At 60.5% G+C, this 23,687-nt stretch carries 19 protein-coding genes; 5 read left to right on the plus strand and 14 right to left on the minus strand.

What is annotated here, in order from left to right; translation table 11 throughout:
• Positions 1–38: 38 nt before the first annotated feature.
• The 6 genes from DXD49_RS01090 to DXD49_RS01115 form a co-directional block, all read right to left on the minus strand.
• Complete coding sequence (locus tag DXD49_RS01090) at positions 39–260, minus strand: FeoA family protein (RefSeq protein ID WP_006234774.1); 222 nt, start codon at positions 258–260, stop codon at positions 39–41.
• Between the two features lie 39 nt (positions 261–299).
• On the minus strand, positions 300–542 hold the full coding sequence (locus DXD49_RS01095) for a FeoA family protein (RefSeq protein WP_040358815.1): 243 nt from the start codon (positions 540–542) through the stop codon (positions 300–302).
• A 213-nt stretch (positions 543–755) separates the two neighbouring features.
• The gene (locus DXD49_RS01100) at positions 756–1,004 is read right to left on the minus strand and encodes an HPr family phosphocarrier protein (RefSeq protein ID WP_035136856.1); all 249 of its coding nucleotides are present in this window, start codon (positions 1,002–1,004) and stop codon (positions 756–758) included.
• 421 nt (positions 1,005–1,425) lie between these two features.
• Positions 1,426–2,889, minus strand: a complete 1,464-nt coding sequence (locus DXD49_RS01105) for an amino acid permease (RefSeq protein WP_117743185.1) — start codon at positions 2,887–2,889, stop codon at positions 1,426–1,428.
• A gap of 153 nt (positions 2,890–3,042) precedes the next feature.
• A complete protein-coding gene (locus DXD49_RS01110) occupies positions 3,043–3,498 on the minus strand; it encodes a hypothetical protein (RefSeq protein WP_117743184.1) in 456 nt (151 codons plus the stop codon).
• Positions 3,499–3,501: 3 nt separating this feature from the next.
• The gene (locus tag DXD49_RS01115) at positions 3,502–6,510 is read right to left on the minus strand and encodes a glycoside hydrolase family 2 TIM barrel-domain containing protein (RefSeq protein ID WP_117763593.1); all 3,009 of its coding nucleotides are present in this window, start codon (positions 6,508–6,510) and stop codon (positions 3,502–3,504) included.
• 375 nt (positions 6,511–6,885) lie between these two features.
• Here DXD49_RS01115 and DXD49_RS01120 point away from each other — a divergent pair, with 375 nt between their 5' ends.
• Entirely contained in the window at positions 6,886–7,902 is a 1,017-nt protein-coding gene (locus tag DXD49_RS01120) for a LacI family DNA-binding transcriptional regulator (RefSeq protein ID WP_117793990.1), read from the plus strand.
• 119 nt (positions 7,903–8,021) lie between these two features.
• Here DXD49_RS01120 and aspS read toward each other — a convergent pair whose 3' ends face one another.
• Positions 8,022–9,809, minus strand: coding sequence for an aspartate--tRNA ligase (aspS, locus tag DXD49_RS01125; protein ID WP_117763592.1), 1,788 nt, complete (start codon positions 9,807–9,809; stop codon positions 8,022–8,024).
• Between the two features lie 256 nt (positions 9,810–10,065).
• Between aspS and serB the strand changes: the two genes are divergently transcribed.
• The 4 genes from serB (at position 10,066) to DXD49_RS01145 (ending at position 13,058) form a co-directional block, all read left to right on the plus strand.
• A complete protein-coding gene (serB, locus tag DXD49_RS01130) occupies positions 10,066–10,701 on the plus strand; it encodes a phosphoserine phosphatase SerB (protein WP_117793991.1) in 636 nt (211 codons plus the stop codon).
• Positions 10,702–10,817: 116 nt separating this feature from the next.
• Positions 10,818–11,600, plus strand: coding sequence for a nickel pincer cofactor biosynthesis protein LarB (gene larB / locus DXD49_RS01135; protein ID WP_117734675.1), 783 nt, complete (start codon positions 10,818–10,820; stop codon positions 11,598–11,600).
• Positions 11,601–11,610: 10 nt separating this feature from the next.
• A complete protein-coding gene (locus tag DXD49_RS01140) occupies positions 11,611–12,516 on the plus strand; it encodes a LarC family nickel insertion protein (RefSeq protein ID WP_117793992.1) in 906 nt (301 codons plus the stop codon).
• A 2-nt stretch (positions 12,517–12,518) separates the two neighbouring features.
• On the plus strand, positions 12,519–13,058 hold the full coding sequence (locus DXD49_RS01145; protein WP_117793993.1) for a TetR/AcrR family transcriptional regulator: 540 nt from the start codon (positions 12,519–12,521) through the stop codon (positions 13,056–13,058).
• 307 nt (positions 13,059–13,365) lie between these two features.
• Here DXD49_RS01145 and larD read toward each other — a convergent pair whose 3' ends face one another.
• The 7 genes from larD to DXD49_RS01180 form a co-directional block, all read right to left on the minus strand.
• Positions 13,366–14,097: a D/L-lactic acid transporter LarD gene (gene larD, locus DXD49_RS01150; RefSeq protein WP_117793994.1), complete on the minus strand. Its 732-nt coding sequence runs from the start codon at positions 14,095–14,097 to the stop codon at positions 13,366–13,368.
• A gap of 49 nt (positions 14,098–14,146) precedes the next feature.
• Positions 14,147–15,424 (minus strand): nickel-dependent lactate racemase, encoded by a 1,278-nt coding sequence (larA, locus tag DXD49_RS01155; protein WP_117793995.1) that lies wholly within the window; start codon positions 15,422–15,424, stop codon positions 14,147–14,149.
• 575 nt (positions 15,425–15,999) lie between these two features.
• Positions 16,000–18,813 (minus strand): phosphoenolpyruvate carboxylase, encoded by a 2,814-nt coding sequence (locus tag DXD49_RS01160; RefSeq protein WP_369831594.1) that lies wholly within the window; start codon positions 18,811–18,813, stop codon positions 16,000–16,002.
• 257 nt (positions 18,814–19,070) lie between these two features.
• Complete coding sequence (gene hisS, locus DXD49_RS01165; protein ID WP_117743175.1) at positions 19,071–20,384, minus strand: histidine--tRNA ligase; 1,314 nt, start codon at positions 20,382–20,384, stop codon at positions 19,071–19,073.
• Positions 20,385–20,688: 304 nt separating this feature from the next.
• Positions 20,689–20,958, minus strand: a complete 270-nt coding sequence (locus DXD49_RS01170; protein ID WP_233541712.1) for a hypothetical protein — start codon at positions 20,956–20,958, stop codon at positions 20,689–20,691.
• 142 nt (positions 20,959–21,100) lie between these two features.
• Positions 21,101–22,402: a M20 family metallopeptidase gene (locus tag DXD49_RS01175; protein ID WP_199568911.1), complete on the minus strand. Its 1,302-nt coding sequence runs from the start codon at positions 22,400–22,402 to the stop codon at positions 21,101–21,103.
• 116 nt (positions 22,403–22,518) lie between these two features.
• Complete coding sequence (locus DXD49_RS01180; protein ID WP_117734685.1) at positions 22,519–23,502, minus strand: DMT family transporter; 984 nt, start codon at positions 23,500–23,502, stop codon at positions 22,519–22,521.
• Between the last annotated feature and the right edge of the window lie 185 nt (positions 23,503–23,687).

Below are 23,687 nucleotides of genomic sequence, written 5' to 3' on the forward strand. Positions count from 1 at the left end.
AACCTAACTTTATATGCAGAAATACACGCCGCGAGCCCTTACTGAACCTCGACGACGGCCGCTTCCTCCTTGCGGATGGAAAGCTCGTAGCCGCGCACGTTGATCTCGACCGGATCACCGAGCGGCGCAACCTTTACGACCTTGAACGAAGTGCCCTTGATGAGCCCCAGGTCCATAAGGTGGCGGCGCAGCGCGCCCTCACCGTGAAGCTTGACGATGGTAGAGCTCTCGCCTACCTTAACGTCACCCAACGTCTTCATCCTCTTGTCCCCCTTTCGGTTTTAATGAAATGCTGCGGACTAACCGACGGTCATGATGTGCATGGCAACCTTGGAATCGATGCCAAAACGTGCGCCCAGCACGGTGACGATGATATTGGCACCACTCGAGCTCACCACGTGAATCTCGCTGCCCTCGACAAAGCCAAGGTCCTTGAGGTGGTGCTTCATGTCCTCATTGCCCTTTACCCGAGACACGCGCACGGTTTCGCCCGCCTTTACCATCGAAAGCGGCATGGCCGGCATCTGCGGTCCGCAAGACATGAGTGAGCTCCTAACGTCGGTTCGTCCTCAACATCGACGCGGTAAAAGTTAACCACGTCTATGTTCGCTTTAGTAAACTAACATGTGGTTAACTTTTTTGAAAGGGTCTCTATTCAGTTTTCGAAAAAGTTTCCCATACGAAACAAAAGAGGCACCGCAAAGAGCGCCTCCTAGAGATGTGACAAAGGGACTGTCCGCAGTCCCTTGTTGCGTTTAGAGCGAGAGGTTTCTGATCGACGTGACGCACGAGGCCTCGTCTACGCCCGAAACGCGAAAGACGATATCCTCGCCACATTCGCCGTAAAGCGCCATGAGGCCCATCACGTCACGGCCATCGGTATGGCGGTCGCCGATGCTGACCGACACGTCGCTACGATGCTTGGCGATAATGTCGTAGAGTAGCGCGACCGGGCGGGCATGCAGTCCCAACGGATCTTTAATCGTCTTTGTAAACTCGACCATGTCCCCTCCCGCGGTATCGCTCATTCGGCTGGCAAACCCAGACACGTGGTAGTTATTGTAGCGTTAGATGCTTGTCGAGAGCTCCTCTGAACACCTCGTGGGCAAAAAGTGGCAAATATGAGTACTGTCACCAATTTAGTAGCAGCAAAATCGAGAGCAAATTGCCTCCTTTGAGCGATTCGAAGAGGTTGAAAGCCGTCAAACGCCCTTTAAAGGGGGTTATATAAATTGATTTTAAGCCCGTTTTTGCTCAGAACAGGCCGAAAAATATGACACCTCTTTTGCAACAGTACTCATATTTGGCATTTTTTGACCACGGGGTCCAAAACCATGCCCCAAAACACAAAGGGAGGGGCCTCGTAAGGCCCCTCCTTAGGAAAGGGAATCGATTTATTCCACAGCCGTAGATTAATCCTAGCCGCTACTCCATCATGTCGAGGACGGAGGGGCGCAGCTCGCTCTCGGCGGCCTCGGGATCGGTCTCGCGCAGGCGGTTGATATAGCGGTTGTACCACATCACGGCAAGGCCCAGGAAGACAACCACACCGCCAACGTTGTAGACCAGCGTCAGCCACAGCGGCTGATCGAGCGGGATGGTGCCGCAGACAAGCACAAAGCAGAAGACCACAAGCAGGAATGCGGCAACGACCAGACCAAAGCTGCGCGAGCCCATGCGGAAGTCACGGGGAGCGGCGTCGAAGTTCTTGCGCAGCATAAAGTAGGCAAGCAGGATCAGCAGCGGCGGGAGCAGAGCAGTGGCGGCCGTCATGTTGGTGACGATCATGAGCAGGTCGTCGAGGTTACCAGAGCCCAAGGCCGGGATGATCAGGATGGGGACGACGATGGCGAACTGCAGCCAAGCGGCGCGGGCGGGAATGCCGTGCTCGTTGAGCTCGACGATCTTGCTACCAAAGACGCCCTTGGGGATCTCGGTGAAGAAGACCTTGATGGGAGCAGAGGTCCACATCATGAGGGAGCCCAGCGTGGCAGCGAGAAGGATCAGGCCAATGACGCGCGTGGACACTTCCATGGGAATGCCAAAGTGGGCAAAGACAGCGCCGAATACGTCGAAGATACCGGTGGAGATGGCAACGCCGCCCTCGGGAATGAACAGGTTGACCAGCAGCGAAGCGCCTGCGTACAGAAGGCCGATGGTCAGGCCGGCGATAACGACGGTGCGCACGAAGGCCTTGACGCCGCCCTTAAGGTCGTTAAGGAACACGCCGACAGACTCAGCGCCGCCAACGCCCTGGATAATCCAGGCAAGCGTACCGAAGAAGCCCCACATAGTTGCGAAGTTGCTCATGTCGGGAGCCATGTTAGCGGGGGTAGGAGCCGTAGCGAACTCGACGCCGCCAAAGGCAGCAGCCAGGGACAGCAAGATGAACACGGCAGTCAGGCCGAGAGCCGCGGTCGAGCCGAAGGAGGAAATGGAGCCGATCCACTTAGCGCCCTTGGTCGAAACCCACGTGGCGATAGCAAAGACGACGATCTCGATAATGGTGATCCACAGCTGCGAGAGCTCGGCGTTGGCACCAAGGAACACGTAGCTCGCGTAGATGATGACGTTGGGCAGGACGGATGCAAAGTAGAACAGGTTAACGAACCAGTAGCTAAATGCCGTCAGGAACGCCCAGCGACCACCCATCGAAGTCTTAACCCATGCGTACACACCAGACTCGGAGTCCTTATTAAGACCGACAAACTCGGCGGTAACCAGAGTATAGGGGACAAAGTACAAAAGTGTGGCGAAGAAGAACGACGGTGCAGCCGCCAAGCCGATGGCCGCGTTGTTGTTGATGATGTTCTTGATACCGAACACGGCGGCGACCGTCATGCCCAGCAGAGCGAACGAACCAATCGTTCCTCGTTTTTCAGAGCTCATAAGCCCTCCCAATCATCCGTTATATCTCATCTAAAACCGTCCGGACTGCAAGCGCAATCGTGGACAGCACACCTGCTAGGGGGGATGGGGAAAAGGGAGTCAACAAAGCCATCCCCCTTAACGGCGCAAAGCAAACGTCCAAACGGACGAATACTACTTGTTGGGGAAGGAATAACCTTCAACCGTCACGTGCAGTACCACGACGCGGGAATCCGCGGCATCGTCCACGACACGGTAGGCCTCGTCGATCTCGACGACGGCAACGCCGCCGGCGGGAATCGTCACGGTCTCCCCCGTACCCTCAAAGCGCTCACGATCATCGATATCGCTGTAGGCGCGCGTGCAGGTGAGGCCTGCCTTGGGGGCAACCTCGACGGTCAGGTCGCCGTCGAGCGGGGCGAGCACGGCATGGTAGCGACGGTGACCGACCAGATCGGCGGTTGCGGCCTCGCGGGCATAGACCCACCAGTACACCAACGAGTCGCCGATGGAGTACGCCACGTCGTGCTGCAGGTCGGCAACACCATCGAGCGCCTGTCCGGTACGCATCCACTTCTTGACGGACTTCATCTGGGCGTCGAAGTCGGCACGCGAGTTAAATACATGCATGACTTATGCCTCCTTAATGGGTGCCAGCGCCTGAGCCAGATCGGCAGACGTCAGCGGTCGCAGGGACACCTCAAAGCTGAAGCTCTCAAAACGGGTGCGATAGGAGTCGAGCACCTCGGAACCCCAAGAGTTCGAGCCAAGGCCGAGCAGCTGGTCGTTGATGTTGACCGTGACCGTATCGCCCTTGACAAGGTCGTAGACGTGCTTGGCGCTATCGATGGCCTCGCAACTATAGGGCCATGCCGAGAACGAGAACGGGTTGGAGGCGGCATCGACCGGACGGGTCACCAGCACGCCGTCACCGTGGCTAGAGCGCAGGGCAACCCAGCGGGTGCCCTCGCGGTTGGCGCAGTCCTGAGGCATAACGTAGGGCGTGAACATGTCGTCGACCGTAGTGCGGTAATGACCGACCGGGTTGGCGCGCAGCGAGTCCGGATAGTTCTCGCCCGGGCCGTGGCCGTACCACTCAACGGCACGATCGCAACCGGGAACCTCGAAGGAGATGCCGATGCGCGGGATGATGTCCGAGTAATCGCCGTAGGGCTCGCCGGAAACCTTGAGGTCGACGCGACCGCTCGGAAGCACGGTGTAGACAAGCTCGACGCGCATGCCAAACGCACGGACGGGAGGAGCGATGCGCTGGCTCACGGTAACGACGACCGCGTTGCCATCCTGCTTCCAAGAAACCTTGCGGGTAGACGTCTGCATCACATCGATGAAGTTGTCCTTCCACAGGGAGTCGTACTCCTGGGCGTGGTTATCGACGAGCGGATGCCAAAAACCAACCTGGGGACCGGAGGCGATGACGTCGCGGCCGGATGCCTTCCACTCGCTCACGGTACCGTTAACCTTGTTGAAGGTCAGCTCGCCGTTGAGGGAGTGAATGCGAATCTCCTGCTCGGTCTCCTCGACCGTAAGCTCAGGACGAATGGGAGCCGCGATGGCCGGCGCCGGATGGTTTGCGATGGCAAACTGGCTTGCACCCAGCTGGAACATCGGCTCGCACCAGGCGTGAGCCGCCATTGTGTAGGCGTGCACGGTCAGCAGGGTCTCGCCCACTGCGGCCTCGCGAATCACCAGTGGCAGCTGGACGGACTCGCCGGGGGCAACCGCACCGGGCATGAGCGTCTTGCGGCTGACCACGTCGCCGTCCACCAGGGTCTCGGCCGACAGGCAAACATCCTCGAGGGTGGTGAACCAACGCTTGTTGGTGACGGTCAGCTCGCCCGACTCGGCATCGTAGGCCATGCGAACCGGGCAGATAACCTGGCCATACTCAGTAAGGCCCGGGCTCGGCTGCTGCCAAGGGAACACCATGCCATCGATGCAGAAGTTGCTGTTGTTGGGGTAATCGCCGTTGTCGCCGCCATACATGTCGTAGGCAACGCCGTCCTCGGTCACAGCAGCCAGACCGTGGTCGCACCATTCCCAAATAAACTGGCCCTGGATGCAATCCCAGCGATCGAAGACCTCCTGGTACTCGGACAGGCCTCCGGGACCATTACCCATAGAGTGGCCGTACTCGCAGTTGATGCGCGGCTTAGGGAACGGATGCTCGCCAAAGTCGTTCATCTGCGACACGCGGGAGTACATGGTGGAAATGACGTCGACGGTATCGGCGTTGCGGTCCTCCTCGTAGTGGACCGGACGACCGTCGAGCTCGTGAGCCTTGGCGTACATCGCGCGGATGTTGCAGCCATAGCCGCTCTCGTTGCCCATCGACCACATAATGATGCAGGCGTGATTGCGCTCCTGCATCACCAGGCGCTCAACACGGTCGACGTAGGCCGGCTCCCAGGCAGGGTCGTCGGTGACCAGGGCGATGTTGCCGATATTCTCGAAGCCGTGGCTCTCCATATCGGTCTCGGCGACCAGCATGATGCCATACTCATCGCACAGCTCGTAGAAGCGCGGGTCGTTGGCGTAGTGGGATGTGCGCACCGCGTTGATGTTGTGCTGCTTCATGAGCTCCAGGTCGCGGCGCATGCGATCGAGGCCCACAGCGCGGCCCTTGTGATCGTCGTGGTCATGGCGGTTGACGCCATGCATCTTAAAGTAGGTGCCGTTGAGGTAGATATGATTGCCCTCGACCGTCACCTCGGCAAGGCCTTGGCGATGCGGAACGTACTCGCTGACCTCGTCGCCGTCGTAGACCTCAAGCGTAAGGTCATAGAGGAAGGGGTCCTCGGGGTTCCAGAAGTGGGCATCGGCAACGCTGCACTCGGCATGGCCGTCGACGCACTCGCCCGTAGCGACCACATTCTGGCCATCGCTGAGCGTATACACAACGCGGCTTGCGCCCTCGGCAACCGTATCGAGCGTGACCAGAGCGGCATCGCCCTCGCGGTGCGTGCGGAACCTAAAGTCGACCAGATGCGCGGCGGGACGCTGCATGAGGTACACATCGCGGAAGATGCCCGATGCCCACCACATGTCCTGGTCCTCGATGTAGCTACCATCGCTGTACTGCAGAACCTTGACCGCAATCAGGTTGTCGCCCTCGACGAGCGCGTCGGTTACGTCAAACTCGGCGGACAGGCGCGAACCCTTGGTCATGCCGATAAACTTGCCGTTGACATACAGCTCGCCGTAGCTCTCGATACCGTCGAAGCGAATGATCTCGCGAGCGCCGGCAGGCACGGCAGGAAGGTTGACGATGCGCTGGTAGACGCCCGTGGGGTCGTCGGAGGGAACGAACGGCTGGTCCACTGGGAACGGAAAACCCTCGTCGGTGTAGGCAAGGTTGCCATAGCCGTCTACCTGCCACAGGTGCGGAACCTCCACGTGATCCCACTCGGGCTCGTACGTGCAAAGTGCCTCGTTGGAGACGGCCGCGGGGCCCTCAAAAAGGCGGAACTGCCACGAGCCGGACAGCTGGACAAATCCGCGCGACAGCTCGCGGCTGTACGTAGCGGCGAGATCGGCGGTCTCATAACCCATAAAGTACGCATGGGGTGCCAGGCGGTTCCTGTGGGTGAGCGCTTGGTTTTCCCAATCGTTAATGGCGTCCATGGTGATGCTCCTTCGTCATCGTAGTGATTCTTGTGCAACCGGTTGTCCTTATCTTACGGACGATGCAAAAACCTGTGCAACCGGTTGTCCGCTGAACGGTCGATTTCGCCGGATTAATGGTGCAACCGGTTGTACAACCGCGGAACTTATGTCACCCTGCGTATCGAAACTCAGCGCAAAACAGCATTCCCAGGCGGCGGACAACGGCCGCGCCCATCTATGCCCCACCCTTGCAAGCCATGTTCAACAGCAGCTTGAACGTGAAATGCCACCAGTGGCCGGATATCCTGAACGCTGTTCAGGCGCACTATAGTAAGCTGTATCCGCACCAGCCCGTATCAGTGACAACATCGACCGCTTTTTCCAGGAGACACCATGACCCAACCAGTTCGCACCGCACCGACGCTTGCCGAGGTTGCTGCAGCTGCCGGCGTTTCGCGCTCCACGGCATCGCGTGCCCTCAACGACTCCCCCCGCATTAGCGAGGAAACTAAAAAGCGCGTCCGCGCGGCTGCCAAGGAAGTCAATTTTGTACCCAACGCACGCGGCCGGGCGCTCGCCGTCGGACGCACGGAAATTATCGCCGTACTGGTTACCGAGCCTTTGAGCGAGCTGTTTAGCGATCCCACCTACAGTGAGTTTTTAAGCGGCATTACCGAGGGACTTTCGGAGTCGTCTTACCTACCCGTGATCCTGCAGGCATCTTCCTCGCATGAGCGCAATCGCGCACGCGAGCATTTTGAGCGTCGCTCGTTTGACGCCGTCATCGACGTCTCGCCCTACAAGGGCAGTGAGCTGCTCGAGGTGCTGCGTGAGCTGGGCGTACCCACCGTGTTGTGCGGCCAGCTCGAGGGCCACCCCTATCGCGATGTGTTCTCGACGGTCTACTCCGACGACGAAGAGGGCGGACGCTTTGCGGCGCTCGCTATGAAAGATCGCGGGCGCAAGGACATCGTTGCCGTGCTGGGGCCGCAGGATAACCCCGCCGTCGTCGACCGCCTTCGCGGCTACCGTGCAATTTTGGGCGAAAGCCTTCCAGATGAAAATGTCATCTATACCGGATGGAGCAGCGGAGACGGCTACCAAGCCACGCGGCGGCTGCTCGCGCGCGAAATACATGCCGACGGCGTGCTATGCGGATCGGACCGTATCGCAACCGGCGTTATCGCCGCATTCAACGAAGCGGGAATTAGCGTACCCAAAGACGTTTCGGTCGTGGGCTTCGATGACCACGAGGTCGCAGCTCGCAGCGTCCCCGCGTTGACGACCATTCGTCAGCCGCTTTGTGAGGAAGGCCGCAAGGCCGCAGGCATTGCGCTCGATATGATTAACGGTGCCGCGCCCACCACCACCGTCATGCACATGCAGCTCGTTCAGAGAGACTCACTGTAGGAAACTGGGCCGGGCTTTCCGCGATGCCCGGTCAACCCATACCCTCGCAACATCGGCGTATAAAAAACGAGGGAAGGCACGCGTCCTCCCCTCGTTACGGGCAATATGTAGCCGCTCGCCTACATCAGGCGCAGGCTGACGTCCTTGAGCTGGGCGCCGGAAACGGCACTCGGGGCGCCCGACATGAGATCGGAGCCACTGGCCGTCTTGGGGAACGCCATGACGTCGCGAATGGAGTCGGAGCCGGTGAGCAGCATGCACACGCGGTCCAGGCCCAGGGCGAAGCCGCCCATCGGGGGCGCACCAAACTTGAGCGCCTCCATGAGGAAGCCAAACTGCGACTCGGCACGCTCCTCGGTAAAGCCCAGGAGCTTGAGCATGGACATCTGCATCTCGGCGTTGTGGATACGCATACCGCCGCCACCGGCCTCAAAGCCGTCCATGACAAAGTCGTAGGTGCAGGAGCCGGCTGCCAGCGGATCGGCCTCAATCTTGGCGATGTCGGTCTCGGTCGGCAGGGTAAAGGGCTGATGCTCGGCTGCATAGGCCTTGCGGTCCTCGTCCCAGTGGAACAGCGGGAAGTTGACGATCCACAGGAAGTCGTGACCCTCGCGCTTGATCTCGAGCGCGTTGGCCATGTGGGAGCGCATGCCGCCCAGGATCTCGTCGGAAAGCAGGCGCGGGCCGGCGGCGAACATCACGAGGTCGCCGGGCTCGACGTCCATGCGCTCGCGCAGAGCCGCCATCTCCTCGTCCGAGAAGAACTTGACGATGGGGCTGTTGATGGAACCGTCCTCGCGGAAGGCGATCCAGGCCAAGCCCTTGGCGCCAAACGTGGAGGCCACGCCGGCGAGTTTATCGATCTTGGCGCGGGCCCAGGCACCGGCGCCCTTGGCGTTGATGGCCTTGACGACGGAACCCTCCTCGTTTGCGGCGGTCGCAAAGACCTTGAACTTGGAGTTGGCAAAGATGTCGGTCAGGTCGACCAGGTGCATGCCATAGCGGGTATCGGGCTTGTCGGAGCCATAGGTGTCCATGGCCTCCCAGTAATCCATGCGGCGCAGCGGCGTGGGCATCTCGACACCCATGCGGCCGAAGGCATCGGACAGGACCTCTTCGAGCGCGCTCATGACATCGTTCTGGTCCACGAAAGACATCTCGATATCGACCTGGGTGAACTCGGGCTGACGGTCGGCGCGCAGGTCCTCGTCGCGGAAGCACTTGGCAACCTGGTAGTAGCGCTCGACGCCGCCGACCATGAGCAGCTGCTTCAGAAGCTGCGGGGACTGCGGCAGAGCGTAGAAGTTGCCCGGCTGGATGCGGCTGGGAACGATGAAGTCGCGGGCGCCCTCGGGCGTGGACTTAAACAGGGAGGGCGTCTCAACCTCCATGAACTCACGGTTGTGCAGTGCCTCGCGAATGGCAAAGGTGAAGTCGGAGCGCAGCTTGAGGTTGGCCATCATCTCGGGACGACGGAGGTCCAGATAGCGATAGCGCAGACGGGTGTCCTCGCTGGTCTCGATGCCATCCTCGATCTGGAACGGCGGGGTGACGGACGTATTGAGCACCTCGGCATGGTCGGTCAGGACCTCGATCTCGCCGGTGGCGAGCTTGGTGTTGGTGGTCTCGTCGCCACGGGCGCGCACGACGCCGTGAATCTTGATGGGCCACTCGGGACGCATGGTCTCGGCGATCTTAAAGGCATCGCCGTCAGAATGCTCAGGGTCGAAGGTGAGTTGCGTAATGCCCTCACGGTCGCGAAGGTCGCAGAAAATAAGGCCACCGTGGTCGCGGCGACGGCTCACCCAACCGGTGAGGGTGACCTCTTCGCCCACGTTCTCGCGGCGAAGCTCGCCGCAGGTACGGGTGTGCATGGAATGCTCGTCGATGGGACGGGTCTGGCTCATACCAGTGATCCTCCTTTATGGATCTGTGCCGCCCCGTGTCGTTCCGGGCGGCGTCGTACAGATTCGCCCGGCCTGCGTAAACCGCGCAGCCGGACATGGCGTTCTATCTTATCGCACCCGCGTCGATGTGCCGCGAAAAAGTAGCTCCTGCCCAAAGACTTGACGGAGACGAAACAATTGGCGCACCGCGACTGTCGCCGAGGCGCGCCGCGTGCGACAATGTGCCCCAATACAACTGCACCCGGAAAGGCCCAACATGTCTGCACGCCTCATCGTTATGGATATCGACTCCACCCTCATCAACCAGGAGGTCATCGATCTTTTGGGTGAGGAGGCAGGCGTGGGCGAGCAGGTAGCGCAAATTACCGAGCGCGCCATGCGCGGCGAGCTCGACTTTAAGCAAGCGCTCGAGGAGCGCGTGGGGCTGCTTGCGGGCCTGGACGAGAGCGTGTTCGAGCGCACCTTTGAGCGTGTGACGTTTACCCCCGGCGCGTTGGAGCTTGTGCGCTCGGCGCACAGCAAGGGCTGGAAGGTCGGCGTGGTAAGCGGCGGTTTCCACGAGGTTGCCGATAAGATCGTGGCTGCCGCGGGCATCGACTTTTGCCTGGCCAACCGTCTGGAGGTCGTAGACGGCAAGCTCACCGGAAGACTGGCGGCAGACATCGTGACCAAGGAGTCCAAGCTTATCCAGATGCTGGATTGGGCAGTTGAGTGCGGCGTCGATATGGCCCACACGGTCGCTATTGGCGACGGCGCCAACGACATCCCCATGATTCAGGCCGCGGGCACGGGCATCGCGTTTTGCGCCAAGCCCAAGACGCGCGAGGCCGCCCCGTTTGCCATCGACGAGCGCAGCCTGATGCTCGCCATGGACATCATCCTGCGTGACTAGCCGATTCGTCTAACAATTGAATCAGTCTGTCCTATAGTTTCCGAACAATTTTATCTTAGTGTTCGGAAATATACCCTTTGAGTGCTAGACTTTGCGCCGTCGAAGGGAACATATATATGGATAAGCGAGATCTTGAGCAATTGCTGAGCGATGTTGCCGGCGGGGCAGTCACCCCTGCCGACGCCCTCACGCGCATCCAGACGGCTCCGACCGCCGATCTGGGTTTTGCGCAGCTCGATCTTTCACGCGGGGTACGCCAGGGAGCCGGCGAGGTTATCTACGGCGCCGGTAAAACCGCCGGGCAGATTGCCGCCATTATCGAAGCGCTGCGCGATGCAGGCCAGGAGCGCATCCTGGTCACGCGCTTGGACGCCAAAAAGGCCGCCCGTACCTCGGAATTTCTCGGCAACGGCATCGACCTGGGATATGTCCCGGACGCACAGCTCGCCCTCGTAGGCGGCAAGCCCTCCCCCACCGGCAACGGACGCATCGTCGTCGCCTGCGCCGGTACGAGCGACCTGCCCGTCGCCGAAGAGGCGGCACTGACGGCCGAGTTCTACGGCAATGAAGTCGATCGCCTCTACGACGTAGGTGTCGCCGGCTTGCACCGCCTGCTCGCTCATGCTGAGGAACTTGCCCAGGCGCAGGTGGTCATCGCCATCGCCGGCATGGAAGGCGCCCTGGCAAGCGTCATCGGCGGCCTGGTGAGTTGCCCGGTCATCGCCGTTCCCACCAGCGTGGGCTACGGCGCGAACTTTGGTGGCGTGGCCGCGCTGCTCGCCATGCTCAACTCCTGCGCCAGCGGCGTCTCGGTCGTCAATATCGACAACGGCTTTGGCGCCGCCTATCAGGCAAGTCTTATCAATCATCTGAGCGCCGGCACGCCCTGCGCCCGCTAAGGAGCATTCCATGTCCAACCACCAGCACACGCTTATCATCGACGGAACCTCGGGCATCAGCGGCGATATGACCGTCGCGGCTCTGCTCGACCTGGGCGCCAGCGAGGAGCACCTGCGCGAACAGCTCGCCACGCTGCCGGTCGACGGCTTTACGATCGCCGTGACGCGCGTAAACAAGCATGGCATCGACGCCTGCGATTTCGACGTCCAGCTTGCAGAGGAGCTCGAGAACCACGATCACGATATGGCCTGGCTCTACGGCAACGAAGCAGCTGTCGAGCATATGCATGAGCACCACCATCATGACCATGACGAGCACGAACACTGCCACGAGCATGGCCATGAGGCTCACGGTCATGGCCACGAGGGCCACCATCACGCCCACCACCATCACCACCGTTCTTTGACAGACGTCACCGCCATCATCGACGGCTCGCAGCTGAGTGGCGGTGCCAAGCGCCGCGCTCTCGCCATCTTTACCGCGCTGGCTGCCGCCGAGGCCAAGGCACACGGCAAAACGCCCGAGACCGTCATGTTCCACGAGGTGGGCGCCGTCGACTCCATCGTCGATGTCTGCTCGGTCGCCATCTGCCTCGACGACCTGAGCATTGAAGACATCGTGGTTGAGTCGCTCTCCGAGGGTCACGGTACCATCCACTGCGCCCACGGCCTTATGCCCATCCCGGTGCCCGCCGTCGTCAACCTATGCCAAGCAGGCAATATCGCCCTCACGCCCGCACCGGTCGCCGGCGAGCTCGTGACGCCCACGGGCGCCGCCATCGTCGCCGCACTGCGCACGTCCGAGCACCTGCCGGCCCGCTACCGCATCGAGGCCGTCGGCTACGGCGCCGGTAAGCGCCCCTACGAGGGTTGCTCCGGTACGCTTCGCTGCCTGCTCGTTCACGCAGACGCATAGCCATGGATGCCCGCAAGGCCAAAAGCCGTGCCGCGATCGTCGCGGCGTTCTCCGAGCTCCTGTGCGAGGAAGATTACGGCAAGATCACTGTCGGCGACATCATCGCGCGCGCTCACGTAGGCCGCGCGACATTCTACGGCCTCTTTAAGAGCAAAGACGACCTACTGTCCGAGCTCGTGAGCGACATCTGTACCCACGCCCTCGACGACGATGGCACACCGCTCGACGACCCATTCGTGCAGGTCGAGCATATCCTTAGCAACCTGTGGGAACGCCGTCAGGGCGTGAGGGCCCTTGTAGCCGGCGCCGGCTCACGCGTCTTCGCCGACAGCCTCCGCAAGACCATCATGTCGCTCGCGGCCGAAACCGTCCCCATCGATCCCACAGGCCCAGCCGGCACCATGGACCGCAGCTTCCTCCTCCATCACATAGCCTCAAGCTTCGTAGGAATGGTCCAATGGTGGGCCTGGCACAACTTCCAATCCAACAAAGCCGACGTAGCCAAAGACTACCTCTCAGCCATACAGCCCCTCTTCAGCTAAGTAAGACGCCACCCCAAAGCGCCATCCCAACAAAGCGCCCACCCCATCCCCAAGTTACGCTTTCTTGTAAGAGCACCCAAAAAACAAAGCGCCCCTAACATCCAAATTCAGATATATATGTTGGGTTGCTTGTTCCAATCCAACTGGATTCCCGCAGGGTCCGGCATAGGTTAACTTTCCGCCGCATTCCGCAGGACGCAAGAAGCTCCCGCCGCACGAAGTGCGCAGCGGGAGCTTCTTGCATGTCCGAGGACGCGGCGGAAAGTTAACCTATGCCGGACCCGGACGTTATATCAATTGCCTTCGACTAGAACATACCCAAGAAGCCATGCACAAACAGCGCGGCCACAACAGCACCGAAAAACGGCGCAATGCCAGGAACAAGCAGGCCATACTTCCAGTTGTTGTCGGCCTTGTTCTTAATCGGCAGCACCTGATAAGCAAGGCGGGGACCAAGGTCGCGTGCCTGGTTCATGGCGAAGCCGGTGATGCCGCCCATGCCCATGCCAACGGCCCAAACGATCAGGCCGACGCAGATAGCGAGCATCAGAACGTTCTCACCAGCGCGGCTAGCGGCAGCAAGGATGGCGCTGATGAACACAAAGGTGCAGATGGCCTCACAGAAGAAGTTGCGGGCATAGTTCGTACCCTCGGTGGTGGGGTTGGTCGAGAAGATGTTGCGCTGGGCAATGGGATCGACGACACCCTCGGAAGCCTTGAACTCATCGGCATACATAAACCAAGTGATCACAGCACCCACAAAGCCGCCGAGCATATCGGCAAGCATGAAGGGGATGCAGTTGCCCCACGGCACCAGACCGACGATGCACTGGGCAAGCACCATAGCGGGGTTCATGCACACGGCGCCGCCAAAGACAAACAGGCAGACCGAGATGCCAAAAGACCAAGTGGTGATGGCAAACATATGGCCAGAGCCCTGATACTTGGTGCCTTTGAGCACGGTATCGCAGTGCACGCCCACGCCAAAGACGATCATGAGGGCCGTCGCGCCGAATTCGCAGAGGAGTTTGGTAAGCATAAAACCTTATCTTTCTTATTGGTTACAAACGATTCGTTTAAGCCGCGCACTAGTGCTGGGCGACGACAACACCCAGGCCATCGGGGATGACGGCGACCTTGGCGTCGGCACCCTTCATCTCAAAGGCGAGCTTGAGCGCCTCCTCGAGGGTGTTAACCGGCGTCATGTGCATATCCTTGAGCATCTGGTGGTCGCACAGGTCGGTAACCATGATCACAGGGTGATGTGCCAGGATGCGAGCAAAAATCTGGCTCGTCCACTGATCGGGCAGGGTCTCGTCCTTGGGGCGATCGATGCAGGCACGCTCAAACTCCGCCGGATCGTTGTCGGCGATGTTGTGATAGAAGCCCTCGCCGCCGTGACCGTCGGCGCAGCCGGCGACATCGATGATCACGCCGCCCTCGGGAAGCGTGGCCTCGGCAGCGCACATGCCCTTCACGGCCTGGTAGATGTTCTGGTCGAGCGGGTAACCACCGTTGGTGGTGATGGCAATCTCGCACTCGACGGGCTCAACGCCGGCAAGGCTCTTCACGAACTCGCAGCCAGCCTCGTGTGCCTTGTGGATGTCACCGGCAAAGGAGCCAATGACCTCGTGCTTGCCGTTGAGCACCACGTTAAGCACAAAGGCAAGGTGAGCCATCTCGGCAGCGGCGAACATATCCTCGCTCACGTGGTTGTGGCACAGGTTGCCGGCACGCGAATGGGAGTCGTTCACAAACTGACCGTTGTGGTTGTACATGATGGTCTTATAGCTGGCGATGCCGGGCAGGACAGACTTTCGGCTGCCAGAGAAGCCGGCAAAGAAGTGCGGCTCAATGAAGCCCTCGGCAAGAAGCAGGTCGCAATCGGCAGCGATCTTGTTGATGATGCACTCGCCACCAGAAGGTAGGGTGCCGATCTTCTTCATCATGCTGTCGTCGGTTGCGACATGCATAACGATTTCCTCGTTGGCAACGATGTCCTCGCCATACTTGTTGACGAGCTCCTCGTGCGTCGACGGACGGTGCATACCCGTAGCAACCAAAATACGCACACGAGCCTCGGGCGCAGCGGCATGAATGTGATGCAGCAGAATAGGCATCGTCACACGCGAGGGAACGGGACGCGTATGGTCGGAGCTGATGATGACGATGTTCTTTTTACCAGCACAAAGCTCCTCGAGCGAAGGTGAGCCATAAGGGTTGGCAAGCGACTCCTCTACCAGTTCTTCCTGCGATTTCGTAGTCTTAAACTCGTTTTGATGACCTTCCATCACACCCGCGAAGTTCTTGTCCTCGAGCTCCAGATGCAACGTCTTGTGGTCAAACGGCAGTTCACATTCAAACATTGACGAGCGCCCTCTTCCTTTCAACTGACACACTAGTCAAACCGTCGGAAGGATACGCCGTTCACCGAAAAACACCACCGTCCACCGACTCATTAACACAACGTTCATATTTGACCCACAACAAAACGACCGCGATCCCAAAGGGAACCGCGGCCGCTACAGTCGTAAGGCGAGAAGCGCCACATGCATCTCAATCCCAATCGATAAGACGCGAAGCGCGGAGCGCCAAACGCGCCGCCGGGACAAACCCCATCCAAAACGCGCGAAGCGCGCCATTCTCCCCTCAGCTGTAATCCCTGAAGACCGAGGCCGAAGGGGCCCAATGGGTTTCCCGCTGAATGCATTCCGCAGCACGAAGCCCTTTCCAAACGCGCGAAGTGCGCCATTATTTCCCCAGCCAGTAATCCGCCGAAGACCGGACATCGAAGGGTCCGCCATAAGTTTACTTTTAGGCACACTCCGCAGGACGCGAGAAGCCCTCGCCGCACGAAGTGCGCAGCGAGGGCTTCTTGCATGTCCGAGGACGTGCCTAAAAGTAAACTAATGGCGGGCCCGGACGACTACAGGGCTATCGATTACCCCGTGTTTTGCAATCCTGCCGAGACGCCGGTCACAGTCGAAAGAATCAGGCTCATGTACTCGGCCTTCTTCTCCTCGGCCATCTCGTCCTGGTTCATACGCACCTCGCGAAGGGCGCGGACCTGGGCGATGGACAGGGCATCAACATAGGGGTTGCGCACGCGAACGGCGCAGCCGAGCACGCGACGACGCTGCAGCGGCCACTCGTCACCGACGATGGCAAGGACCCACTTACGGGTGAGCTGCATCTCGGTAAAGACCTTCTCGGACAGATCCTGGCGATCGCCCAGGTGCAGATACATCTTGGCGATGCGCTGGTCGGTCTTGGCGATCGACATCTCGATGTTGTCGATAAAGGTGCGGAAGAACGGCCACTCCTGGTAGGCAGCCTTAAGCTGGTCAAGGTCGCCCAGCTGCTCGCAGGCGGTGCCCAGGCCGTACCAAGCGGCCAGATTGATGCGCGCCTGGCTCCAGCTAAAGATCCACGGAATGGTACGCAGGTCGTCAAGCGACTTGGCACCCAAGCCGCGCTTGGCGGGACGCGAGCCGATCGGCAGCAGACCGACCTCGGTCAGCGGCGTCACGGTCGAGAACCACGGTGTAAAGTCCTCGGTGTTCAGCAGGTCCAGATAGCGCTCATGGCTTACTGCGTTGAGTTTCTCGGCCATATTCCAGAACTTCTGCGTGGTCTCGGTGTTGGTCTTCTCGACACTCGGGGCCGACTGCAAAAGCGTTGCGGCAGCAACGGACTCAACATGGCGCTGAGCCAGCGTGCGGTTGCCGTAACGGGCAAAGATGACTTCGCCCTGCTCGGTGAGCTTAAAGAAGCAGTTGACCGAACCCTTGGGCTGCGCCAGCACGGCCTTGTTGGCCGGGCCGCCGCCACGGCCCACGGCACCGCCGCGACCGTGCATGAGCACCAGGTCGATATCGTTCTTCTCGGCCCACTTGGCGATGCGCTCCTGCGCGGAGTGCAGCGCGAGCATGGCCGTGGTAGGACCGGCATCCTTGGAGGAGTCGGAATAGCCCAGCATGACCTCCATGCGGCGGTTGGTCTGGGCAAGGCGCTTTTGCACCACGGGCAGCGTGAGCATCTGATCGAGCACGTCAACACAGCCCTCGAGGTCCTCGAGCTGCTCGAACAGCGGGATCACGTCGAGCTCGGGGACATCCTCCTCGTGTGCAAAGGACAGGTGGGCAAGCTCAAAGACGTCGGCCACATGCTGGGCGCTCTTGGTGAACGAGATGATGTAGCGATGCGCCATCTTCTTGCCGTAGCGCTTCTGGATGGAGCCGATAGCGCGGAAGGTATCGATGACCTCGCGCGTCATGGGCTGCAGGTCGCCATGGATACCGTTCTCGTGGATATCCTTGAGGGCGCGGGCGTGCACCACGGAGTGCTGACGGAACTCCATCTCGACCATATGGAAGCCGAAGGACTCGACCTGCCAGATGATGGTCTGGACCGGGCCGTAGGCAGCACGGACGGCACCGCAGGCGGCCAGCGAGCGCTGGACGACACGCAGGTCCTCCAGGAACTCATCGGCGCTGTGGTACATGGTGTCGGTGATGCGACGCACGGTGGCGTTCAGACGGTCGGCCATGACGAGCATGACGGCGCGATGCGGCTCGTGCTCGGAGATCAGTTCAGCACGTGCGGTGTACTGGGCGCTCATCTCGACCTGATGGTTCCACAGGTTGATGAGCTCGGCAGACGGCTTGCTGTAGGTGGCCTCGAGCGTGAGGTTGCGGCCGATGCGGCGGCACTTGTCCTCGAGCTTGAGCACCATGTGGGTGAAGTACTTGGCGGCGACCTCACGGCTCACCTTGGCGGTGACGTTGGGGTTACCGTCGCGGTCGGAACCAATCCAGCTGCCGGGATGGAAGAACGCCGGGCACAGCGGCGGCACGGTACCGGCCTTGTCGCCCAGCATCCAGTCGTCAAAGCGACGATAGATGACGGGGATGACGTCGAACAGCGTGTTGTCGAAGATGTCGATGATGGTATCGGCTTCCTCGACCGGCGTGGGCTTCTTGAGCGCGATGGGGCTCGTACGCACCAGGGCGTCGATCTCCTGCAGCATATGGCGCTCGTTCTCCACCAGGTCGGAGCCGCCCAGACGCGGACGCTCCTCCAGCAGGTTGGAGATACGGCGAATCTTGCCCTCGACGGCCTTGCGACGGGCCTCGGTGGGATGCGCGGTAAAGACGGGATGGAACTCAAGCTTGCCGAGCAGCTCGTTGGCGCCCTCGACGCCCAGCTCATTCACCAGCTGGTGATAGGCGACGGTGAGCTCGTTGGCGGGATCGACCTCGGTATCGGTCGACGCACCGGCCTCGCGCTCGCGCAGCTGCGCCACACGGTAGTTCTCCTCCGACAGGTTTGCCAAGTGGAAGAAGCTCGTAAAGGCGCGAACGATGACCTGCTGCTTATCGAGCGGCAGACTGTCGATCAGATCGACGACCTCGCGAAACGCCACGGCGGTGGGCTCGTCGGCGGTGGGCACGCCCTGCTCGTCGACGGCCTCGTCGGCAGCGCGGGTACCGGGGTTGCCGGCATTGGCCACAATCTCGGCCGACAGGATTTTGTCGAACAGGTCCGCGATCTCGGGATCATACTCGCTAAGCACACGACGCTCCAGGCGTAGGAACAACGCCAGATTGTCGCGCAGCTCCTCGGGGATCTCGATCTCGGCGAGACGCTCCCTGGACTCGGCATTCGAGCCGATTCGGTTAACGAGGCGGTTGACCACGGCAGCGACGCGCGCCGCGGCTTCGGGTACAGACTGGTTGCTTAGGTTCTCAGCCACGTTTCCTCCCATTCCTCCTTCTATGCACGTAACATGCGGTATTCATTATAGGCGCTTGAGAAATACTTTCGACACTGATTGCGCTTTACCACACAAAAGTATTTTCTGCATTGCAAGGGTTTTTGCCCTAAATGGTCGTATTTCTCGGTGGACGGCATACACAAACGGGGGCATTCCGCATAAATGCGAAACACCCCCGTAACAATCGCTCGCAATGAACGGGACACTCAAGCGGGTCCGCGGCTCAAAAAGATGCGCTACAGGCGCTCACGAACCGCCTCGACGACGTTGGCCAGATCGACCAGTACCTCGTCATGGCTCTCCATGTCGCGCACCTTGACCTTGCCGGCGGCAAGCTCGTCGCCGCCCAGGACCAGGATGAGCTTGGCGCCCACCTTATCGGCCTGCTTAAACTGGGCCTTGAGCGAACGGCCCTGATAGTCGGCCTCGGTCACGATGCCTGCGGCGCGAAGCTCCTGCGTAATGGCAAAGACGTTCTGGCGCAGCTCCTTGCCGGCGTTGGCGACATAAACACACGGGGCCTCATCGGCACCCAGGTCGCTGCCAAAGGCCTGCAAGGCCAGCAGGGCGCGCTCAAAACCGACGGCGAAGCCGACGCCGGCCGTAGGCTTGCCGCCCTCGAGCTCAACCAGGCCGTCGTAGCGGCCGCCGCCGCCGATGGAGCCGACGCCGGCGCCAGGGGCCTCGACCTCAAAGACGGTACGGGTGTAGTAGTCCAGGCCGCGCACCAAGGTGGGATCCTCGACATACTCGATACCGGCGGCATCCAGATAGCGCTTGACCTGCTCGTAGTGCTCGCGGCACTCGTCGCACAGGTTGTCACCCATCAGCGGGGCCTCGGCCATGATCTCGCGGCAATGGTCGTTCTTGCAGTCGAAGGCACGCAGCGGGTTGAGCTCGGCGCGCTCACGGCACTCATCGCACATCTCGTCGGCGTGATCGAGGATGAACTGCTTAACCTGCTCGCGGTAAGCCGGACGGCACTGGGCGTCACCCATCGAGTTGATGAGCAGACGAAGCTTGGAAAGATCGAAGCCCAGGCGCTTGTAGAACTCCATGAGCATGATGATGCACTCGGCGTCTGCCGCCGGATCGGGAGCGCCGAGCCACTCGATGCCCACCTGGTGGAACTGGCGCAGGCGGCCCTTCTGGGGACGCTCGCCACGGAACATGGCCTCGGCGTAGTACGCCTTAAACGGCGTGGAGCCCTGGGGCACCAGATTGTTCTCGACGACGGCGCGCACCACGCCGGCCGTGCCCTCGGGGCGAAGTGCCAGGCGCTGCTTGGGCTTGAGTTTGGTGTCGGTGCCCTCGGTAAAGACGCGCTCCAGGTTGGCACCGCTGAACACGCGGAACATCTCCTTGCGCACGACGTCGGTCGACTGGCCGATACCGTGGACAAACACATCCACCTGCTCGATCGCGGGCGTCTCGATGGGTTTAAAACCAAACGGCTCGAACACGCCGGCCGCAATCTGCTGCATCTTTTGCCAGGCGCGCATCTCGGCGCCGATAAGGTCGCGGGTTCCCTCCGCCTTCTGTGCCTGCATGGGCAAACACCTTTCTTTTGTATCGCGTCATAGGTAACGGTCATTATACGGCACAAACGCAAACAGCGACGGCGCGTCTGGCCGAACGAGGGTATGGGGACTCGTTCGGCCAGACGCGCCGTCGCTGTTTGTGATCCCTTTTCCTTCGTCCCCTTCAGGTCACGTGATCCCTTGGGGACGGAGGAAAAGGGATCATTTCGTAGGCCCGTAGCTGCCTTGGAAAGCGAATGATGGTACGAGCTTCCATTCGGCTTCCAAGGCAGCCACGGGCAGAACGGGGCGAGCAGAAAAGAACGACGGACGTCTACTCCCCCGCCACGCTTGCGCGCAGCTTGGCGGCGATAGGCTCCGAGGCCAGCAGGAATACGAGCATGACCACAGAACACGCCAGGCACACGATCCAGGTGCTCGCAAAGGAGCCCGTGGCATCGAACAGCACGCCCGAGACGATAGCGCCTACGGTGCCGCCGACCATCTCGAGCGAGGTAATGGTGCCCGTGACCTTGCCGAGGTCGGCCATGCCAAACTGCTTGGACGCGGCAATGGTGGGCGTTGGAGATGTTGTACTGCGCAAGAGATATTCCCAAGTCGCTGACGATGAGCGGCTGGAACAGGCTCATGCAGTTGACGAAAATGGTGTAGCACGTGGCCATGATCACAAAGCCGGAGGCCACCACGAGCCAGCCGGGGAAGAATTTACGTTGCTGAGACATGGATTACTCCTTGTGGTCCGCAATGTATCCGAGAGCGACGGCGGCATAAGCCGCGGCGCCGAGGGGAAGCTCGGCATCGTTAAAGCGCGCCTTGGGATGATGCTGGGCAAAATGCTCGTCCGTGTCGGTTACGGCCGCGCCCACCGTAAAGTACGCACTTGGGATCTCGCTCGAGATAAGCGCGAAGTCCTCACTCGCCATGGCATGGAACAGCGGCAAGAAGGCGGCCTTGGGCAGCACTGCGCCCACGTAACCAAGCGACGCCTGAGTCATATCGCTGTCGAGTACGAGCGGGGGAACATCCGAGAGTGTCTCGATAGTCGCCGGCGTACGATATGTTGCGGCAACGCCGTTGACGACCTCGGCGATGCGGGTCTTGAGGTGCTCCATGAGCTCAACGTCGAAGCCGCGCAGCGTGCCTTCCAGCACGCAGGTATCTGGGATGACGTTGGCAGCCTGACCGCCGGCGAACTTACCCACGGTAAGTGCGACCTCCTTGGCCGCCGGCACCTCGCGGGAGATAAGCTCCTGGAGCGCCAGGTGCACATGCACGCCCGCCGTGATGGGGTCGATGCAAATCTCGGGGCTCGAGCCGTGACCACCCTTGCCCTGGAGCGTGATGCGAAAACCGTATACACCCGAAAGTGCAGGGCTGCCATAGAGCACCAGGCCAAGCGGCGACTGGCTGTTAACGTGCATGGCAAAAGCCGCCTGAGGACGCGGGTTCTCGAGCAAGCCGTCGGCGATGGCAGCGCGGGCGCCCTCAAAGGTCTCCTCGCCCGGCTGGAACAGCAACTTAACCGTGGCGTTGGCATCAACAAGCTCTGCCTCGCGGGCCTTGAGCAGGCGCGCCGCACCAAGCAGCGCCGTCGCGTGCATATCGTGGCCACAAGCGTGCATGCAGCCGTTGGTGGAAGCGAAAGGCTCGCCCGATTCCTCGGCAACGGGCAGGGCATCCATGTCGCCGCGAAGCATGATAACCGTACCGGACTGCTCGTCCGTGCACGCACCATTGCCCTGAGCAGCCGCGGCCGCACCGGCACCAATCAGGCCAACAACACAGGAGCCGTCGACAAGCGTGGTATAGGGAATGTCCATCTCGTCCAGACGTGCCTGGATATAGGCAGACGTCTGCGGAAGATTGTTACCGAGCTCGGGCATCTGATGGAGATCGTGGCGCCATGCGGCAAGCTCACCGGCAAATGCCTGGGCTTCTTTGACCAGGCCATCGTCGATAGCGGTCTGCGCCGCTGTGGTAGCCTGAGGCGCTGGTTGCGGTTGAAGATCGGACAGAGCTGGTGCCATAGATGCCCTCCAGTAACGTTTTTGCAGCACGCACTTTGACAGCATAAAGTGCAAGGCACAACTGTAAGGGCATGACACAAAAAATGCCGCCCTGGAAGGGCGGCGCAACAAGTTGTTTACAATTGCGGGCGAGATTTTCGGCGCAAGAAATCGAAATGCGTCTCGCTCAAGATAATCGACAAAAAGATGAGCGCAAAGCCGGCAAGCAGGCGCGAAGTGAGCGCCTCCCCCATCAGCAGCACCGAGAACAGCACGCCCGAGGGGGACTCCATCGAAAGAAGCAGCGAGCCCGTCGAGGCGGGGACATGCGCCAGACCGACGTTTTGGACGAGCAGGGCCACGCACGTACAACCCACCGAGAGAAAGGCCACCACGCCGATAAAGCTCGGCGTCCACACGGACAGAGGCGCCTGAGTCTCGAATAGTAGTGACGTGATTAAGCTCAAAACGCCATTGCCCACAAACATCCAAAACGTGATGACGTTGATATCCATCTTGCGGCCATACTTGGCGGTCACCGCCATCTGGATAGCAAAGAAGACCGCGCCGCCCAACGTGATGACATCTCCGGCATTGAACTCGACGCTATCGAGTGCCACCAGGCCAATGCCCGCCAGGCACAGCAATGCGGCGCCCAAGTTGTAACGGGTAAGCTTTTCTCCGCCCAGGACATAGCTCGCAAACGGCACGAGGATGCAATAGGTACCCGTCAAAAATGCACTCTTGCCCGCCGTGGTCTGTGCCAGGCCAATCGTCTGCAAACCGTACGCGCCCCACATAAGTGCGCCCATACCAAGCCCGACGATAAGGTTGCGAGCATTAAAGTGCGCGATGATTCGTTTGTGGAAAATGGCAAACATAACCAGTGATGCCGGGAGAAAGCGAACGTAGACCAGCTCGAACACCGGAACGGTATCGAGCGCATCTTTCATGGTGGTAAAGGAATAGCCCCAGATGACCGCCACCGAAAACAGCAAGGCCTTCCAGAAGAACGGAGAACGCGCTCCGGCGCCACGGGAGGTGCCGCCGGCGCCCAGGTCCTCCCGTGCGACAGGGCTATCGGGCATGTTTTCGATTTCATCAACGGCATTCTGGGCCATAGGGCATCCTCGCGCTCAGTCTGGGCGTGGTGTCCACACGCGCGTGACCGCGTGCCGCCTCATGGTCAAATAAAAACAGGGCGCACCGGACCCCCGGTACGCCCCGCTACTGTAGCAACAACCAGTGCCGCATCGCAATCCAGCCCACTAAAGCGTTTTGTTCCGCCGTTCTACCGAACGGCGGA

Origin of the sequence: Collinsella sp. TM05-38 (assembly GCF_003466445.1) — a bacterium.
Taxonomy (GTDB): domain Bacteria; phylum Actinomycetota; class Coriobacteriia; order Coriobacteriales; family Coriobacteriaceae; genus Collinsella.

What these genes read in the sequence shown, in the direction of transcription:
- larD (WP_117793994.1), bottom strand. Translation starts at nt 14,097, where the DNA reads ATGCTTACCAAACTCCTCTGCGAATTCGGCGCGACGGCCCTCATGATC.
- larB (WP_117734675.1), top strand. Translation starts at nt 10,818, where the DNA reads ATGGATAAGCGAGATCTTGAGCAATTGCTGAGCGATGTTGCCGGCGGG.
- DXD49_RS01175 (WP_199568911.1), bottom strand. Translation starts at nt 22,402, where the DNA reads ATGGCACCAGCTCTGTCCGATCTTCAACCGCAACCAGCGCCTCAGGCT.
- serB (WP_117793991.1), top strand. Translation starts at nt 10,066, where the DNA reads ATGTCTGCACGCCTCATCGTTATGGATATCGACTCCACCCTCATCAAC.
- hisS (WP_117743175.1), bottom strand. Translation starts at nt 20,384, where the DNA reads ATGCAGGCACAGAAGGCGGAGGGAACCCGCGACCTTATCGGCGCCGAG.
- DXD49_RS01145 (WP_117793993.1), top strand. Translation starts at nt 12,519, where the DNA reads ATGGATGCCCGCAAGGCCAAAAGCCGTGCCGCGATCGTCGCGGCGTTC.
- DXD49_RS01110 (WP_117743184.1), bottom strand. Translation starts at nt 3,498, where the DNA reads ATGCATGTATTTAACTCGCGTGCCGACTTCGACGCCCAGATGAAGTCC.
- DXD49_RS01090 (WP_006234774.1), bottom strand. Translation starts at nt 260, where the DNA reads ATGAAGACGTTGGGTGACGTTAAGGTAGGCGAGAGCTCTACCATCGTC.
- larA (WP_117793995.1), bottom strand. Translation starts at nt 15,424, where the DNA reads ATGTTTGAATGTGAACTGCCGTTTGACCACAAGACGTTGCATCTGGAG.
- aspS (WP_117763592.1), bottom strand. Translation starts at nt 9,809, where the DNA reads ATGAGCCAGACCCGTCCCATCGACGAGCATTCCATGCACACCCGTACC.
- DXD49_RS01140 (WP_117793992.1), top strand. Translation starts at nt 11,611, where the DNA reads ATGTCCAACCACCAGCACACGCTTATCATCGACGGAACCTCGGGCATC.
- DXD49_RS01120 (WP_117793990.1), top strand. Translation starts at nt 6,886, where the DNA reads ATGACCCAACCAGTTCGCACCGCACCGACGCTTGCCGAGGTTGCTGCA.
- DXD49_RS01105 (WP_117743185.1), bottom strand. Translation starts at nt 2,889, where the DNA reads ATGAGCTCTGAAAAACGAGGAACGATTGGTTCGTTCGCTCTGCTGGGC.
- DXD49_RS01095 (WP_040358815.1), bottom strand. Translation starts at nt 542, where the DNA reads ATGTCTTGCGGACCGCAGATGCCGGCCATGCCGCTTTCGATGGTAAAG.
- DXD49_RS01180 (WP_117734685.1), bottom strand. Translation starts at nt 23,502, where the DNA reads ATGGCCCAGAATGCCGTTGATGAAATCGAAAACATGCCCGATAGCCCT.
- DXD49_RS01100 (WP_035136856.1), bottom strand. Translation starts at nt 1,004, where the DNA reads ATGGTCGAGTTTACAAAGACGATTAAAGATCCGTTGGGACTGCATGCC.
- DXD49_RS01115 (WP_117763593.1), bottom strand. Translation starts at nt 6,510, where the DNA reads ATGGACGCCATTAACGATTGGGAAAACCAAGCGCTCACCCACAGGAAC.